Origin of the sequence: Stutzerimonas xanthomarina DSM 18231, from assembly GCF_900129835.1 — a bacterium.
GTDB classification, from domain to species: Bacteria; Pseudomonadota; Gammaproteobacteria; order Pseudomonadales; family Pseudomonadaceae; genus Stutzerimonas; species Stutzerimonas xanthomarina.
Window position 1 is genome coordinate 295615 of the sequence record NZ_FQXA01000006.1, and the last position, 17678, is coordinate 313292.

General features: G+C 60.7%; 14 protein-coding genes. 11 read left to right on the forward strand and 3 right to left on the reverse strand.

Features of this window, described 5'->3' with window-relative positions; genetic code table 11:
* Positions 1-79: 79 nt before the first annotated feature.
* Positions 80-835 carry a GntR family transcriptional regulator gene (locus tag BUE09_RS16660; protein ID WP_073302544.1) on the reverse strand — a complete coding sequence of 252 codons (756 nt, stop codon included), beginning with the start codon at positions 833-835 and terminating at the stop codon, positions 80-82.
* Between the two features lie 370 nt (positions 836-1205).
* Between BUE09_RS16660 and BUE09_RS16665 the strand changes: the two genes are divergently transcribed.
* Both BUE09_RS16665 and BUE09_RS16670 read left to right on the forward strand, forming a co-directional pair.
* A complete protein-coding gene (locus BUE09_RS16665) occupies positions 1206-2552 on the forward strand; it encodes an NCS2 family permease (protein WP_073302546.1) in 1347 nt (448 codons plus the stop codon).
* A 160-nt stretch (positions 2553-2712) separates the two neighbouring features.
* The gene (locus BUE09_RS16670) at positions 2713-3339 is read left to right on the forward strand and encodes a LysE family translocator (RefSeq protein WP_073302548.1); all 627 of its coding nucleotides are present in this window, start codon (positions 2713-2715) and stop codon (positions 3337-3339) included.
* A 593-nt stretch (positions 3340-3932) separates the two neighbouring features.
* Here the strand turns inward: BUE09_RS16670 and uraH are convergent.
* On the reverse strand, positions 3933-4286 hold the full coding sequence (gene uraH / locus BUE09_RS16675; protein WP_073302668.1) for a hydroxyisourate hydrolase: 354 nt from the start codon (positions 4284-4286) through the stop codon (positions 3933-3935).
* 357 nt (positions 4287-4643) lie between these two features.
* Between uraH and puuE the strand changes: the two genes are divergently transcribed.
* From puuE to BUE09_RS16720, 9 genes are all read left to right on the forward strand, one after another.
* Positions 4644-5573, forward strand: a complete 930-nt coding sequence (gene puuE, locus BUE09_RS16680; protein WP_073302550.1) for an allantoinase PuuE — start codon at positions 4644-4646, stop codon at positions 5571-5573.
* Positions 5573-6088, forward strand: a complete 516-nt coding sequence (gene uraD, locus BUE09_RS16685; RefSeq protein WP_073302552.1) for a 2-oxo-4-hydroxy-4-carboxy-5-ureidoimidazoline decarboxylase — start codon at positions 5573-5575, stop codon at positions 6086-6088. The genes puuE and uraD overlap by 1 nt, the downstream gene beginning before the upstream one ends.
* 38 nt (positions 6089-6126) lie before the next feature.
* Entirely contained in the window at positions 6127-7122 is a 996-nt protein-coding gene (gene alc / locus BUE09_RS16690; protein WP_073302554.1) for an allantoicase, read from the forward strand.
* A gap of 248 nt (positions 7123-7370) precedes the next feature.
* Positions 7371-7895 (forward strand): ureidoglycolate lyase, encoded by a 525-nt coding sequence (locus tag BUE09_RS16695; RefSeq protein ID WP_073302556.1) that lies wholly within the window; start codon positions 7371-7373, stop codon positions 7893-7895.
* Between the two features lie 137 nt (positions 7896-8032).
* Positions 8033-9286: a urate hydroxylase PuuD gene (locus BUE09_RS16700; protein ID WP_073302558.1), complete on the forward strand. Its 1254-nt coding sequence runs from the start codon at positions 8033-8035 to the stop codon at positions 9284-9286.
* Positions 9287-9492: 206 nt separating this feature from the next.
* On the forward strand, positions 9493-10839 hold the full coding sequence (locus BUE09_RS16705; RefSeq protein WP_073302560.1) for a nucleobase:cation symporter-2 family protein: 1347 nt from the start codon (positions 9493-9495) through the stop codon (positions 10837-10839).
* A 368-nt stretch (positions 10840-11207) separates the two neighbouring features.
* Positions 11208-12758 carry a cation:proton antiporter family protein gene (locus BUE09_RS16710; RefSeq protein ID WP_073302562.1) on the forward strand — a complete coding sequence of 517 codons (1551 nt, stop codon included), beginning with the start codon at positions 11208-11210 and terminating at the stop codon, positions 12756-12758.
* Positions 12759-12971: 213 nt separating this feature from the next.
* Positions 12972-14471 (forward strand): uracil-xanthine permease family protein, encoded by a 1500-nt coding sequence (locus tag BUE09_RS16715; protein WP_073302564.1) that lies wholly within the window; start codon positions 12972-12974, stop codon positions 14469-14471.
* A gap of 77 nt (positions 14472-14548) precedes the next feature.
* The gene (locus tag BUE09_RS16720; RefSeq protein ID WP_073302566.1) at positions 14549-15370 is read left to right on the forward strand and encodes an outer membrane protein OmpK; all 822 of its coding nucleotides are present in this window, start codon (positions 14549-14551) and stop codon (positions 15368-15370) included.
* 216 nt (positions 15371-15586) lie between these two features.
* On the opposite strand, the gene BUE09_RS16725 is transcribed toward BUE09_RS16720, so the two are convergent.
* Positions 15587-17518 carry a methyl-accepting chemotaxis protein gene (locus BUE09_RS16725; protein WP_073302568.1) on the reverse strand — a complete coding sequence of 644 codons (1932 nt, stop codon included), beginning with the start codon at positions 17516-17518 and terminating at the stop codon, positions 15587-15589.
* Between the last annotated feature and the right edge of the window lie 160 nt (positions 17519-17678).

Consider the following 17678-nt stretch of genomic DNA (forward strand, 5'->3'; position numbering starts at 1 on the left):
GAGCGCAAGAGAGCGGCGCCTTCAGCGGCTCGGGCGTTAAAGACGCACCGAGCCAATTCCACTTGAAGCTAGACGAAAGCTAGCGGGTGATGCGTGGTTTTTTCTTAGCCAGGGCCAGGTGCGAAAACACCGCATGCAGATCATCCGACGCGCTGTCTTCATCGAGGTTGAGCTTGCTGTCGATGTGATCCATGTGATGCATCATCAGGCGCACCGCCTTTTCGCTGTCACGTGCGGCGATGGCATCGATCAACTCGTTGTGTTCGTCAAATGAGCAATGCGAGCGGTTGCCGCTTTCATACTGCGCGATGATCAGCGAGGTCTGCGACACCAAGCTGCGCTGGAAGCTCACCAACGGCGCGTTCTTCGCCGCTTCGGCCAGCTTCAGATGAAACTCACCAGAAAGACGAATGCCGGCACCGCGATCGCCGCGGGCGAAACAATCCTGCTCATCAGTCACCATCTGCCGCAGCTCGCTCAGCTGGTCGGCGCTGGCATGTTGCACGGCCAGCTCGGTGATCGCGCGCTCCACCATGCGCCGGGCAAAGAAGATCTGCCGCGCTTCATCGACGCTCGGGCTGGCAACTACCGCGCCGCGATTAGGCCGCAACAGCACAACGCCTTCATGGGCGAGCCGTGACAAGGCGCGACGAATGATGGTGCGGCTTACGCCGAAGATCTCGCCCAAGGCTTCTTCGCTGAGCTTGGTGCCCGGCGCCAGGCGCTGCTCGAGGATTGCGTCAAAGATATGCGCGTAAACGATGTCGTCCTGAGTCCCGGTACGGGCCTTGCCGCTTCGTGTCGGCTTTTTCAAAGGCTGCAGCTGTTCGTTCATGGTGACTCGCGTCGGAGTTTTCGGCAGATCCGAACTTTACTGCGTTTCCACCTTCGGCTGGCAGTGGCTGAGGCTGAAAGAGCGAAATAAAGCGGAAATAATTGTGCACAATCAAAAATACTGGCGCGCGTAGACAATGCCAGCGGCGGATGTACCTTCAGCTCACCCCTTGTCCGATGCTAAGAGCGGTTTAACCGTTTAGGGCCACGATGCGCCGAAATCGTATTGCAATTTTTGTATACAAAAGCATAATCACGTCAAGCCTTTCTGACCTTTCGGTCAACAAACCGAATGAAAGCGCCCCACCATCACCTGCCCTCGAGAGCTCCGCCTCTAGGTGATAGACAACAAGAACGATGAGGAACACCTTGTGGAAACCACCAAGCAGGAACAGGCGGCCCTCGGGCTGCAGCCGAAAAACCTCGGCTTGCTCGACCGATTCTTCAAACTCAGCGCCCACCGAACCACCATCAAAACCGAGCTGCTTGCCGGCCTGACGACCTTCGTCACCATGGCCTACATCATCTTCGTCAACCCCAACATCATGGCGGACGCAGGTATCGATCACGGCGCCGCATTCGTCGCAACCTGCATTGGCGCTGCCCTCGGCTGTCTGCTGATGGGACTGTACGCCAACTGGCCGGTAGGGCTCGCGCCGGGCATGGGCCTCAACGCGTTCTTCACCTACACCGTGGTCGGCGAGATGGGCTATAGCTGGGAGATCGCGCTGGGCGCGGTGTTCCTCTCCGGCATCCTGTTCATGATCATGAGCCTCTCCCGCCTGCGCGAATGGTTGCTCAATAGCATTCCGATGAGCCTGCGCTTCGCCATGGGTGCCGGGGTCGGTTTGTTTCTCGGGCTGATCGGCCTGAAGACCGCCGGCATCGTCGTCGACAGCCCTGCCACACTGTTGACCATGGGCTCGTTCAGCGACCCCAACGCGCTGCTGGCGGCAATCTGCTTTTTGATGATCGCCGTGCTCAGCCACCGCAACGTCTTCGGCGCGATTCTGCTGAGCATGCTGGTGGTCACCGGTATCGGCTGGGCAATGGGCCTGATCGAGTACAACGGCCTGGTGTCGATGCCGCCCAGCCTGGCGCCGACCTGGCTGGCCATGGATATTGCCGGCGCGCTGAATGTCGCGATGGTCAGCGTGATCCTGGCGTTCCTCTTCGTGAACATGTTCGATACGGCCGGCACCCTGATGGGCGTCGCGCACCGTGCGCATCTGGTGGATGAAGACGGCAAGATCCAGAACCTCTCGCGCGCGCTCAAGGCAGACAGCACGTCCAGCGTCGTGGGTGCCTTTGTTGGCTGCCCACCGGTGACCAGCTATGTTGAAAGTGCTTCGGGCGTTGCCGCGGGCGGACGCACCGGCTTGACTGCTGTCACCGTCGGCGCGCTGTTTCTGATCGCGATGTTTTTCGCGCCGCTGGCCGGCATGATCCCTGCCTACGCAACGGCCGGCGCGCTGATCTACGTCGCCATGCTGATGATGAGCGGCCTGGCCAATATCGACTGGAAGGATCACACCGATACCATCCCGGCTATCGTCACCGTGGTGATGATGCCGCTGACCTTCTCCATCGCCAACGGCATCGCATTGGGCTTCCTGACCTATGCGACGCTGAAGTTGTTAACCGGGCAGCGCGACAAGGTGTCGATCAGCCTGTATGTGTTGTGTGTGATCTTCATCGCCAAGTTCGCCTTCCTGTAAGCCAGGCGAGCTCAAAGCCCCATCGCTTCGGCGGTGGGGCTTTTGCACGTTCTGCCCTGAGACAAACCTGCTGAGCGACGTTGTCGCCAGCCCTATGAACAGCGCGCCGCGGCCGTCTGCCGGCACGCAATACCTGCTATGCCATGAGAGGAGCACAGAGATGAGCCTGGAAACCTGGTTGTTGTTCGCGAGTGCTGCGTTGGTGGTCATCCTGATCCCTGGCCCGCTGTCGCTTCTGATGATCAGCAACAGCCTAAACTACGGGCTGCGACGTTCCTGGCCGGCTTTCGTCGGTGGGGTCAGCGCATCGATCTGCCTGCTCAGTGCTTCGGCGCTGGGGCTGGGCGCGCTGTTGCTGGCATCGGAGCGGGTATTCAGCGTGTTGAAGATCGTCGGCGCGCTCTATCTGTTCTACCTGGCCTGGCAGAGCTGGCAGGAATCACGCCGCCCCGCCAGCGGGCCTAGCGTAGCGACATCGGAAGTCAGCCCTCGCTTTCGCCAGCTGTTCTGGCGCGCGTTTGGCCTGGGTGCCAGCAATCCCAAGGACATTCTGTTCTTCGCTGCATTCCTGCCGCAGTTTCTCAGCGCGGATCGGCCCTTTATGCCGCAACTGCTGGTGATGATTCTGACTTGGGCGGTATTGGACCTGTGCTGCAAGCTCGCCTACGGATTGGGGGCGCATGGCGCGGCGCGTTACCTGCGTACGGGTAAGGGACAGGTTTGGTTCAACCGCACCAGCGCGGCGCTGTTTGGCGGCGCGGGGGCGGCTTCGTTGGTGAGTCGCTGAGGTTGCGAGGTAGGTTTCGTGGGAGTGACCTCGGTCGCGAATAGATGCGGCACTGCGGCTTTGACAGGTAGCGGTGAGCGGATTCCAATCGCGGTCGAGACCGCTCCCACGGGGTTATCTGCAACCTGTGGCCATGCGCGGCAGCTGTAGCTTTTGTGGGAGCGACCTTGGTCGCGAATGGGTGCGGCACGGCTGCTCTGTCGGGTAGTGGTGAGCGGATGCCATTCGCGGTCGAGACCGCTCCCACGGGTCAGATGCAGCCTGTGGTCATGCGCGGCAGCGGCAGCTTTTGTGGGAGCGACCTTGGTCGCGAATGGGTGCAGCACGACGCTTCGTCGGTTGGCGGTAAGTGAATTTCTTTCGCGGTCGAGACCGTTCCCACGGGTTAGGTGCTGACTGTGGCGTGTACCAAGTCTCGATCTTGATCGTGACTAATTCATCGTCAGTGAGGACTAGCCACCCCGCTAATGAATTACTCACCGTACCGAGTCCAAAAAAAAACCCGCCATCAAAGGCGGGCCGGGGACTCAGGGAGCCAAGGTTTCACGCATGGGAGAAATACTGCCGCGTCGCTGCAAACACGGCAGGCGCCATCAGCTACCCCGATAGGTCGAGTAGCTGTACGGCGAAATTAGCAGCGGCACGTGGTAATGATCCTGCTCGGCGCTGATGCCGAAGCGCAGCACCACTACATCCAGAAAGGCCGGCTCGGGAAGCGTCACGCCACGCCCGCGGTAGTAGTCGCCGGCTGCGAACTGCAATTGGTACACGCCAGAACGATAGTCGTTACCTTCCAGCAGAGGCGAGTCGCAACGGCCGTCGCTATTGGTCTGACTCGTCGTAACCAGCTCGAGGCGTTCGCCTTCGACACGATAGAGTTCGATGCGGATATTGCTGCCTGGGCAGCCGTGAGCGGCATCCAGTACATGAGTAGTCAAACGTCCCATAGATTCCAGCATCAGCGATCAATCGCCAATGCTCGCCTCCTCTTGGTGGTGAATGGTGGAGATGAATCGAGCATAGCATCCAACAGGGAAAAACAAAGACAGTTTTTGATAAAATTGTACACAGTTTATAAATCACTATTTTGGCCAGCTTCCTGCTGGTTGGTATTAGCTGGAGGCCGCTGGCTTGCAGGCCGGCGAGACAAGCCATAAGGGAAGAGGTGCTGCTTCCAGAGCATGACGCATAGATTTTCAGGTTTTTGATTTACAAACCGCAAAACGTTTTGTATACAATTGAGCCATAACGGTTGCCCGCACTTCACAGCGGCAACCCGCGGATCAAAACAAGGAATAACAACAGTGAGCGCAGACTACCCTCGCGACCTCATCGGCTATGCCGAGAACCCGCCCCATCCGCAATGGCCGGGCAATGCCCGTATCGCCCTGTCCTTCGTGCTCAATTACGAAGAAGGCGGCGAGCGCTGCGTGCTGCATGGCGACAAGGAATCTGAAGCCTTCCTGTCTGAGATGGTCTCCGCCCAGCCGTTGCAAGGCGTGCGTCATATGAGCATGGAGTCGCTCTATGAATACGGTAGCCGCGCCGGCATCTGGCGCCTGCTCAAGCTGTTCCGCAAATTCGATATACCGTTGACGATCTTCGCGGTGGCGATGGCTGCGCAACGTCACCCCGACGTGATCAAGGCGATGGTGTCCGACGGGCATGAGATCTGCAGCCACGGCTATCGCTGGATCGACTACCAGTACATGGACGAGGCTCAGGAACGCGAGCACATGCTCGAGGCCATCCGCATCCTCACCGATATCACTGGCGAACGTCCGCAGGGCTGGTACACCGGTCGTACCGGGCCCAACACTCGCAGGCTGGTGCGCGAGGACGGCGGCTTCCTCTATGACTCCGACACCTATGACGACGACCTGCCCTACTGGGACCCTGAATCGACACCGGACAAGCCGCATCTGGTGATCCCCTACACGCTGGACACCAACGACATGCGCTTCACCCAGGTGCAGGGCTTCAACACTGGTGACGACTTCTTCAATTACCTGAAGGACGCTTTCGACGTGCTCTATGCCGAAGGCTGTGAGGGCGCGCCGAAGATGCTGTCCATTGGCATGCATTGCCGCTTGCTGGGCCGTCCCGCACGTCTTGCCGCGCTGCAGCGCTTCATCGAGTACGCCAAGGGTCACGAGCAAGTGTGGTTCGCCCGCCGTGTCGACATCGCCCGCCATTGGCACTCGACTCATCCGCTTACTCAGGATCGCAGCTAATGACCCCGTTCAAGACCATCAAGCCGTCCACCCTGGACCGCGACGCCTTCATCTCGACCTTCGCCGATGTCTATGAGCACTCGCCATGGGTTGCCGACACTGTTTATCAGGCCGGCGTGGACGAGACGCTCGATTACGTCGAGGTGATGCACGAACGAATGTCGCAGGCCATGTTGTCGGCCCATCCCGACACCCAATTGGCATTGATCAACGCTCACCCGGACCTTGCCGGCAAGGCCGCGGTGCGCGGCGAACTGACCGCATCGAGCACCGCCGAACAGGCCGGCGCCGGCATTCATGAATGCACGCCGGAAGAGTTCGCCCGCTTTACCGAACTGAACGATGCCTACAAGGCCAAGTTCGGCTTCATCTTCATCATGGCCGTCAAAGGCAGTAACCGGCACCAGATCCTGGCGGCGTTCGAAGAGCGCATGCATAACTCGCAGGATCAGGAGTTCGCCCGCGCCCTGGCCGAAATCAACAAGATCGCCCTGTTCCGTCTGCAGGCGATGTAAGCAAGCACCATCAGACGACACGAAGAGAAGAACAACGTATGAAGAGCTACGCCGTACCTTTCGAAAAATACGTCAACCTGGCCGATGCCCGCCTGGGCACCAAGGTCATTTCCGTCACTGACGACTGGTTTGCCGACGTCAACCGGCTGTTCCAGCCGACGCCGGCCGTATGGAAGGAGGGCGTTTTCGATGACAACGGCAAGTGGATGGACGGCTGGGAGTCGCGCCGCAAGCGCTTCGAAGGCTACGACCACGCGGTCATTCGCCTCGGCGTACCCGGCTCGATCAAGGGCGTCGACATCGACACCAGCTTCTTCACCGGCAACTTCCCGCCGTCTGCCTCGCTGGAAGCCTGCTTCCTCGCTGAGGGCGATCCGGACGACAACACCCAGTGGACTGAAATCCTTCCTGCGGTAGAGCTGCAAGGCAACAGCCATCACTATCACGAGATCGCCTTCGACAAGCCGGTCAGCCACCTGCGCTTCAACATCTACCCGGACGGCGGCGTCGCCCGTCTGCGCGTGCACGGCATCCCGTACCGCGACTGGAGCACTGTCGGCGACAACGAGCAGCTCGACCTGGCCTCGGCGCTCAATGGCGGTCGCGCACTGGCCTGTTCCGACGAGCATTTCGGTCGCATGAGCAACATCCTCAACCCGGGCCGCGGCATCAACATGGGCGATGGCTGGGAAACCGCACGTCGCCGCACGCCGGGTAACGACTGGGTCATCGTCGCGCTGGGCGCCCCCGGCGAAATTGAACGCATCGTTGTCGACACCTTGCACTTCAAGGGTAACTACCCGGACAGCTGCAGCATTCAGGCGGCCTACGTTAAAGGCGGCACCGACAGCCAGATCGAGACCCAGAGCCTGTTCTGGCGTGAACTGCTGCCGAGCCAGAAGCTGGAAATGCACGCCGAGCACGAGTTCAGCGAGCAGATCGCCAAGCTCGGCCCCATCACCCACGTGCGCCTGAACATCTTCCCGGACGGTGGCGTCAGTCGCCTGCGGTTGTTTGGCAAGGCGGTGAAGTAAGAAGGCGACGCCATTTGGCGTAATAGCCGCCGAATCGGCCGTAGGGTGGGCTTTAGCCCACCAGCTCCGAAGGCTGGCTTAGCCCACATTAGCCACGGAGCCAAGGTGGGCTGAAGCCCACCCTACGGTCCTAACCGCCTCAACGGCACCGCCCCCACAAATCAGTTCTGTAGGGTGGGCTTCAGCCCACCGAAACCTGCCCCCAAGACGGTGGCTTACAAATCAGCAATACAGATAACGAGCACAGCATGCGCACACTCAAGATCGAACCGTTGACCAAGGAAGCCTTCGCCCCATTCGGTGATGTGATCGAAACCGAAGGCAGCGAGTACTTCATGATCAACAACGGTTCCACCCGCCGCTATCACAAGCTGGCGACGGTCAAGACCGCGCAGCCGGACGATCAGGCCATCATCAGCATTTTCGCCGCCGACGCGCTGGAGATGCCGCTGGTCATTCGCATGCTCGAACGACATCCGCAGGGCAGCCAGGCGTTTATTCCGCTGCTCGGCAATCCCTTTCTGGTCGTGGTCGCGCCACTTGGCGATGCACCTGTACCGGGTAACGTCCGCGCCTTCCGCAGCAACGGCAGGCAGGGCGTCAATTACCACCGCGGCGTCTGGCACCACCCGGTGCTGACGATCGAAAAGCGGGATGAATTCCTGGTGGTCGATCGCAGCGGCTCTGGCAACAACTGCGACGAGCATTTTTTCACCGAGGACGAGCAGCTTCTCCTCGACCCCCACCGGGACTCCGACCAGGCAACCGATTGATCAGCGCGGGCATGACCGGCGCGGCAGTGGCTTAGCCGACACCAGACATGCGTGCTTCAGAACAAGCGGAACACTTGCGACGAGTCGAATAAGAAGAAACAACGGTTGGCGTGCCAGCCGTGCAAGAGGTAATTATCGTGGAAGCACATCTGACCGAATGGCTGAACCTTACTGTTCGCTGGATACACATGATCGTCGGCATCGCCTGGATCGGTGCGTCGTTCTACTTCGTCTGGCTGGAAAACAACCTTAACCGGGCCAACCCCCGCGATGGCCTATCGGGTGATCTCTGGGCGATTCACGGCGGCGGCATTTACCACCTGGAAAAATACAAGCTGGCTCCGCCACAGATGCCGGACAACCTGCACTGGTTCAAGTGGGAGGCCTACACCACCTGGCTGTCGGGCGTGACCCTGCTGATGGTGGTCTACTACCTCAACCCCTCGCTCTACCTGATCGCACCTGGCAGTGATCTGGCGCCGGCCATGGCCATTGCCATCGGTTTCGGCTCGCTGATCGTCGGCTGGTTCGTCTATGACCTGCTCTGCGACTCGCCGCTTGGCAAGAAGCCCGCACTGCTCGGCCTGATCCTGTTCGTCCTGGTGATCTTCGCCGCCTGGGCCTATTCGCAAGTGTTCAGCGGTCGCGCGGCGTACATCCACACCGGCGCGCTGATCGGCACCATCATGGTCGGCAACGTGTTCCGCATCATCATGCCGGCACAGCGCGCGCTGGTTGCGGCCATCGAACAGAACCGCACGCCGGATCCGCTGCTGCCCGCCAAGGGCCTGCTGCGTTCGCGCCACAACAACTATTTCACCCTGCCTGTGCTGTTCATCATGATCAGCAACCATTTCCCGAGCACCTATGGCAGCCAGTACAACTGGCTGATCCTTGCTGGAATCTCGGTACTCGCGGTGCTGGTGCGGCACTACTTCAACACCCGTCATGACAGCAATCGCTTCGCCTGGGCCCTGCCCGCTGCCGCTGTCGGCATGATCTGTCTGGCGTTCGTCACTGCGCCGAATCGCCAGGGTGGCGTACCCAATGCGGTGCCAACCAGCCCGCGCGAGCAAAGCATCGAGGCGCAACAGGCCGCTGCCGCAGCGCCGGCCGAGCAAGCCGGTAACAGCGAATTTGCCGAGGTTCATCGGGTGATCAACGAGCGCTGCACCGTTTGCCACGCCGCGCAGCCGAGCAGCCCGCTGTTCAGCGCCGCACCGCTTGGTGTGATGTTCGATACGCCCCAGCAGATCCAGCAGCAGGCCGCAAAGATCTATGCGCAGGCCGTCGCCAGCCAGATCATGCCGCTGGGCAACATGACCAACATGACCCAGGAGGAGCGCGACCTGCTCGGCGCCTGGATCGACAAGGGCGCGCCGATCGACTGATCAGCGCCACCAGCCGCGCTCCCGGGCGCGGCTTTTTTTCACTGTTCGACGCTCAAGCCACGCAACACGAGGCGAGGCGTCAGCTCAACCCGAGATCAAACCCAGCGGACGGCGTTAGCCGATCCCCGAGCACCCTATACCCGGCCCCGCACGTTCAGCGGGGTCACCGCGACCATCCAATAACAAAAGCGTCCGAGGTGTATTGCATGAACGATGTGACCGAGCGGGAAACCGCCCCTGCGGAGCAGCGACTGCCCTTGCTGCAGATGCTGCTGGTGAGTTTCCAGCACGTGCTGCTGATGTACGGCGGCGCGGTTGCCGTCCCGCTGATCGTGGGCCAAGCAGCAGGACTTTCTCGTGAGGAGATCGCCTTCCTGATCAACGCCGATCTGCTGGTCGCCGGCATCGCCACGGTGGTGCAGTCGATGGGCATCGGACCCGTGGGCATCCGCATGCCGGTGATGATGGGCGCCAGCTTCGCGGCGGTCAGCAGTATGGTGGTGATGGCCGGCATGCCCGGCGTCGGCATGACCGGGATTTTCGGTGCGACCATCGCGGCCGGCTTCTTCGGCCTATTGATTGCGCCGTTCGTGTGCAAGATCGTGCGCCTGTTTCCGCCGCTGGTAACCGGCACCGTGATCACCGCAATTGGCCTCTCGCTGTTCCCGGTTGCAGTGAACTGGGCGGGCGGCGGCACTGGTACCGGCCAGTTCGGTGCTCTGCCCTACCTTGGCGTGGCGGCAGCCGTGCTGGCGGTGATCCTGCTGATCAACCAGTTTATGCGCGGCTTCTGGGTCAATGTGTCGGTGCTGGTCGGCATGGCGCTGGGCTATGTACTGGCCGGTAGCCTGGGCATGGTCGACCTGTCTGGCATCAGCGCTGCGCCCGCATTTCAGGTGGTCACGCCCAATCACTTCGGTGCGCCGCAGTTCCTGCTCGCGCCGATCCTGTCCATGTGCCTGGTGGTGGTGATCATCTTCGTCGAGTCAGCCGGCATGTTTCTCGCGCTGGGCAAGATCACCGGGCAGGACGTCGACCCGAAGCAGCTGCGCCGCGGCCTGCTGTGCGATGCCGGGGCAACCTTTCTGGCCGGCTTCATGAACACCTTCACCCACTCCTCCTTTGCCCAGAACATCGGTCTGGTGCAGATGACCGGCGTACGCAGCCGCTACGTCACCGCCATTGCCGGCCTGTTCCTGATCAGCCTGAGTCTGTTGCCGAAAGCTGCCTTCATGGTCGCTTCGATTCCGGCGGCGGTGCTCGGCGGTGCAGGGATCGCCATGTTTGGCATGGTTGCGGCCACTGGCATCAAGATTCTGCAGGAAGCCGACATCGGTGACCGTCGCAACCAACTGCTGGTGGCGGTGAGCATTGGCCTGGGGATGGTGCCAGTGGTTCGCCCGGAATTTTTCGCGCACCTGCCGCACTGGATGGAGCCGATCACCCACAGCGGCATCGCGGTGGCGACGCTCAGCGCGGTGACCCTCAACCTGCTGTTCAACGTGCTCGGTGGAACCGAACGCCAGGCGCTCACGGGCGCTGCGCATTACTGACGAAAGCGTTCCATATCTTCCTCTCAGGCCCGCCATGTGCGGGCCTGTTTCTTTCCAGCTTGCTTTTCCCGGCGACGGCCCGACACTCAACAAGCTCCCACGGGTCGGTATAGGCATAAGCACTTCCGTGGTGGTGCATCACTGTGTTTTTGTGGGAGCGGTCTCGACCGCGAATGAGGTTGCACGCCGCAGCGCGGAATGGCTTCGGCAATCCACCTGCGTGCTTGGAGCTCGACGTGCGGACGCTCGATGTAGAGGAAGCGCTTCGCGATCAAGACTGCCCCCACGGGTCGGTATGGGCATAGCGACATACCGTCGTTAAAATGCCCCGCCCGTCAATGCCGCCCCCGACCGAGATGAACTAAGCCATGATCGAAGCAACCTGGATCGCCTTCGCGTTCATCCTTGGCCTTGCAACACGCGCGATAGGGCTACCGCCACTGATCGGCTATTTGGGCGCCGGCTTTGCCCTCGCCGCTTTTGGTGAACACCTCGGCGTCGGCCCAACCGATAGCGTGATCCTCGCGCACCTCGCGCACCTGGGCGTGTTGCTGCTGCTGTTCACCGTGGGCCTGAAACTCAAGCTGAGCAACCTGGTACGGCGAGAAGTCATCGGCGGCAGCTTGCTGCACTTCGGCATTTCCAGCTTGGTGGTATTGCCGGCGATTCTGGTTTTTCTCGACGCCAGCTGGCGTGACAGCCTGCTGCTGGCAATCGCGCTGTCGTTCTCCAGCACCGTACTGGCGGCCAAGGTGCTGGAAGGCAAGCGTGAGCTGCGCGCCTTTCATGGTCGAGTTGCCATTGGCGTCCTGATCATTCAGGACCTGATCGCGCTGGTGGTGATGAGCATCGCCAGCGGCAAAGTGCCGTCGGCCTGGGCACTGCTGGTGTTCGGCCTGCCGCTGCTGCGCCCGTTGCTGTTCCGCCTGCTCGATCACAGTGGCCATGAAGAGCTGATGGTGCTGTTGGGATTGATGCTGGCGCTGGTGGCCGGCGGTCTCGGCTTCGAATATGTGGGCCTCAGTTCCGAGCTCGGCGCGCTGGCCTTCGGTGCGATGCTGGCCAAGCACAAGCGCGCCACCGAGCTATCCAACTCGCTCTGGACGATCAAAGAAGTCTTTCTGGTCGGCTTCTTTCTGCAGATCGGCATTGGCGGTCTGCCGGACATCAACGCCATGCTTTTTGCCGGCGCGGTGGCGTTGCTGCTACCCCTCAAGGGCGCGCTGTTCTTTTTCCTGTTCCTGCTGTTCCGCCTGCGCGCGCGCAGTGCCTTTCTCAGCGCCTCGAGCCTGACCAACTACAGCGAGTTCGGCCTGATTGTCGCAAGCGTGGTACTGCCGCAATGGCTCACGCCGCTCGCGATCACGGTGGCCTTGTCCTTCGTCATCTCGGCCCAGCTGAACCGCATTTCCCACCCCTTGTACGACCGGCTTGCCAGGCGGCTGATTCCGCTGGAGCGCAATACCCGCCATCCCGATGAGCAGCCTGTGTCGCTTGGCGACGCGCAGATCCTGATCATGGGAATGGGTCGCACCGGCCGCGCCGCCTACGATCATCTGCAGAACCGGGGCTGGCGATTGATCAGTCTCGATTCGGACCCGGTGACTGTCGAAAAAAGCAGCGAGCAGGGTCGCCACGTACTGTTCGCCGACGCCGAAGACCAGATGTTCTGGGAGAGCCTGGAGATGAACAAGGTCGAGGCGGTGATCCTGGCGATGAACGATGCCGAAGCGAAGATCATCTCCACCCGCAAGCTGCGCGGCAAAGGCTTCGAGGGGTTGATCGTCTCCCATGCGATGTACGAAGACATCGCCCAGCAGATCGAGGAAGCCGGGGCGGATCGCACCTACCTGACCATGAGCGAAGCCGGTGCGGGCCTCGCCGAGAACGTCGCGCGGGAGCTGAAGCCCAACCGCTGACCGGCACCACCTTCAGGCCACACCCTGTGCGCATTCGCTGCCGGCCATAAGAATTGTGCACAATCTGAAAATTAATTGTTTCAACAGCTGTTCACAGGTTGCTATAGTCGAGCCCAACCTGACCGAACGAACAGCTTTTCGACGGTCAGTCTACGAGGTCCGTGAAGCCTCGGAAGCCCATGACCGAACAATAACGAATGGCAGGCTTGACTCATGACCGCAACCGAATCCAGGAGCGGTGACGCTCCCAACCAGGACCTGATCTACCAGCTTGAAGATCGCCCGGGTCCGATCCCCGCTACATTCGCCGCGATACAGCACGTACTCGCGAGCTTCGTCGGTGTCATCACCCCCACCCTGATTATCGGCAGCGTGCTTGGCCTGGGTGACTATGTTCCCTATCTCGTCAGCATGGCGCTGTTCGTCTCGGGCCTCGGCACCTTTATCCAGGCCAAACGCATTGGGCCAATCGGCGCCGGAATGCTTTGCCTGCAGGGCACCAGCTTCGGCTTTCTCAGCGTGGTGCTGGCGGCCGGCTTTATCGTGAAGAATCGGGGCGGCAGCCCGGAAGACATCCTCGCCACACTGTTCGGCGTCGGCTTCTGCGCCGCCTTCGTCGAGATCGCCGTCAGCCGCTACATCGACAAACTGCGCCGAGTCATCACGCCTGTGGTCACTGGCACCATCATCTGCCTGATGGGCCTCTCGCTGATCAAGGTTTCGATGACAGATATCGCCGGCGGCTACGGTGCCGAGAATCCCGGCGCACTGCCCAATCTGGCGCTTGCCGGCCTGGTGCTCGGCACCATCATCGTGCTCAACCGTTTTGGTATCCCATTGCTGCGACTGTCAGCGGTGATCGTCGCACTGATGGTCGGCTACTTTGCCGCCTGGATGATGGGCATGGTGGATTTTTCCAGTCTCGCCACACTTCCGGCGATCAGTGTGCCGCAGCCATTCAAATTCGGCTTTGCTTTCGACTGGATGGCCTTCATTCCGATCGCAGTAATCTTCCTGATCACGCCGCTGGAAACCGCCGGTGATCTGACCGCCAACTCGATGATTTCGCGCGAGCCGGTCAAAGGACCGCTGTACATGAAGCGCATCAAGGGCGGCATTCTCGGTGATGGTTGCAGCTCGCTGCTGGCCGCCACCTTCAACAGCCTGCCGATGACAACCTTCAGCCAGAACAATGGCGTGATTCAGCTGACCGGTGTCGCGAGCCGTCACGTGGGCCTGTATATCGCCGGAATCCTGATTCTGCTGGCGCTGTTCCCTGTAGTGGGTGGCGTGTTGCAGCTGATGCCCAAGCCGGTGCTCGGTGGCGCCACGCTGATCATGTTCGGTACGGTCGCCATCGCAGGCATCAAGATCCTCGCCGAAGCAGGCCTCAACCGTCGCAATATGCTTATCGTCGCCATTTCACTGGGCCTTGGCCTGGGCGTGGCAGCGGTGCCGGATGTACTGACTAATCTGCCCGAAGTGCTGAAGAACATCTTTGGCTCACCGATCACCATCGGTGCGTTCAGCGCGATCCTGCTCAATTTCTTCCTGCCACGTGAGGCGGAAGAGCTGGACGAATACGATCCGGACAACCTGATCGAGGATGCGGTCGGCACCAACACGCTGGCAGTGAATATCCCCGATTACTCCAAGGTCCATCCGAAAGCCACCACCACCGACCCGTCCGCTCAGCTGACGCCCACGGGCTGATAGCCCTGACGCCCGGCCATACGGAGCCGGGCGCTGCGCCCGCATTCACCACAACAACAAAACCAAAGGGTATCAACATGACCTTCAAGCGCACTCATCTGTCGCTGGCGCTGGCCGGCTGCCTGCTCTCCGCCCCGGCTTTTGCCGATGGCATGCTGCACTGGCAGAACAACAGCCTCAGCTATCTTTATGGCAAGGACTTCAAGGTCGACGCCGGCGAGATCCAGCAGACCGTGACCTTCGAGCATGCCAGTGGCTGGAGCTGGGGCGACATGTTCCTGTTCGTCGATAACAAGTGGTACAACGGCCTGTCCGGCAATGACGGTCACACCTACTACGGCGAGTTCAGCCCCCGCCTGTCGCTCGGCAAACTGAGCGGACAAGACATGAGCTTCGGCCCGATCAAGGACGTGTTGCTCGCCGCAACCTACGAACGTGGCGAGAGCACCAATGGCGTACCGAACCAGAACTATCTCCTCGGTCCCGCGGTAGACCTCGATGTACCCGGCTTCGACCGTCTGGCGATCAACGTCTATTACCGCAAACCCGACGGAACCACCGGCAAGCCAGGCGGCCAATGGCAGGTCACGCCGACCTGGGCCATGACCTTCCCGGTGGGCAAATCGGACATCCTGTTCGACGGCTTTATCGACTGGGTCGTCAATGACGCCGGCTCGGAACGACGCGGAGACTTCATCTCGAAGAACCTGCACATCAACCCACAGATCAAATACGACCTGGGCAAGGCGCTGGATGGCGAGCCGGGCAAGCTCTACGTCGGCATCGAGTACGACTACTGGTCTGACAAGTACGGCATCGAAGACGGTGGCTTTGTCAGCGATCTGGTCGGTGGCACCAACCAGAACACCGCCAGTCTGTTGGTCAAAGCGCACTTCTAAGCCAGCTGGCGCAGGGACGCGGAACAAAAAAGCAGCCTGAAGGCTGCTTTTTTGTTGGTCTCAGTTTTTCAACCTGCGTCCTGTTGGTATGTTCCGTACCAAGCGTTTAATGAGCGCAGGCCGACAATGCGCTCATTGGACGACCGGCGACCAGATCGTTGACGGACTCCCGCCACACCACGCGCCGCCGCAGCAAGCAGGGGCACGCCGTTTAGGTCACAGTTTGAAACTACCCATCTGCCGGCTCAGATCATCTGCCAGACGGCTCAGTTGCTGACAATCTTCACGACAGACCTGCACGTCTGTGGCGGTGGCCTGGGCCAGATCAGCGATACCCTGCACGTTGCGGGTGATCTCCTCGGTCACGCTGCTCTGCTCCTCGGTCGCTGCCGCCACCTGGGTGTTCATGTCGCTGATCGCCTCGACCTGTTCGGTGATGGCACCGAGCGACTGCCCGGTGCGCTGGCTGGCCTGTACGCCGGTGCCGGTCGCAGCCTGCCCTGCATGCATCGAGCTGACCGCATTCTCGGCACCACTCTTGAGCCCCTGAATCATCTGCTGGATCTCGTCAGTGGATGCTTGCGTGCGGCTGGCCAGGGTGCGAACTTCATCGGCGACCACCGCAAAGCCTCGGCCCATTTCACCAGCGCGAGCAGCCTCGATGGCCGCATTGAGCGCCAGCAGGTTGGTCTGCTCGGAGATACTGCGGATCACGGCCAACACCTTGTCGATGGAGGCGACCTGCTGCGCGAGATCGGTAACCGACTCCGCGGCGTGGCCGATCTCGCCGGACATCTTCTCAATGTGCGCAATAGAATCGCTGACCACCTTGAGCGCTTCCACCGCCTCGCTGCGTGCACCTTGCGATGCCTGGGCAGCGCTGCTGGCATTCTGCGCGATCTCCTGCACAGTCAGGCCCATCTCGTGCACCGCGGTGGCAACCATATCGGTCATTTCATGCTGGCGGCCCGCCCGCGTCGCGGTGTTGTCGACGACCTGCGCCACCTGGCCAACGGCAGTGCGCAATTGCTGGCTGGTGTTCAGCACATCGCCGATCAATCCGCGCAGACTGCCGATGAATTGGTTGAAGCCGCGCGCCAGATCACCCAGTTCGTCGGCGCGGCTTTCGTCCAGACGGCGCGTGAGGTCGCCACCTCCGCCACCGATTTCCACGAGTGCGCTGGTCACCTGGCGGATAGGCTTCACCAGCCCGCGCGCCAGCAGCACCACCAGGCCGAGGAACGCCAGTGCGATGCAGGCACCAATCAGGCTGATGGTCCACATCGTGCGGCGCGCCTCGGCAAAGATTTCTGCTTCCGGCACTTCGCTGACCAGCACCCAACCCAGGCTTTCCAGAGGCTGAGCGATCGCCAGGAAGGCTTCGCCGTCACGCTCGAATCGCACCACGTCGGGTGCGCCATTGAGGAGCTTCTGCGCGGCATCGCTGCCGGTCAGCGCGCTAAGCTCGACTTGGTCGTTGTTCTCGGTTTTGGGGTGAACCTTGACGCGGCCATCCGCAGCGATGAGGTATACCTCACCGCGCTCGCCGAAGCGGAAATTGCTGATCAGCTCGGACATGCTTTTGAGGCTGAAGCCAAGACCAGCCACACCCACGGTTTTGCCATCTGCCTCGATGCGCTGGTTGATGAACAAGGTCGGCTGGCGAGACGCTTTGTCGATGTCGATTTCGAAGCGCCGTTCGATGCCGCTGTCGACCAGGCTGTAGAACCAGCCATCACCCGCAGCACTGCGACTGAGCGTTCGAGAGAGCCCTGTTTCGGAGTAGTAGTTGCCACTGTCGAGCACGGCGATCGAGGTAGTCAACGCGTTCTGCTGAGCCGTGACGCCCTCAAGGTAACGGCCCATCGCCTCCGCCTGGTCTGCGCCCTCGCCTTCACGCAGCCAGTCCTGAACCAGCGTATTGCCGGCAATCCCGGCCGTGGCGGTGATCGGCGCCGCCAATGTGCGCTCAATATCGTTGCGGATTGCCGATATATTGGCAGGCAACGCTTGCCCCACCAGATACCGCTCGGCGAGGCGATTGACCGCCGACGAATAAATCAGGATGACGATCAGGATGCTGGTAAGCAACGCCGCCCCCATGCTGACGATCAATTGCCATTGAATACTGCGTTGCATGAAAGGCATGTGCGTAACCTCTGTTGTTTTTTGTTAACGTACACAACTTTAATGCAGCTATGTATACATGCAGTAATATTTGACGTCAGTATTCTATCGGTCGAAATGAAGAAGGCTTGATGACCGTTTGGCGGACAACGCTGAAGCGGCGTCGACGCGCCGCTGTAGA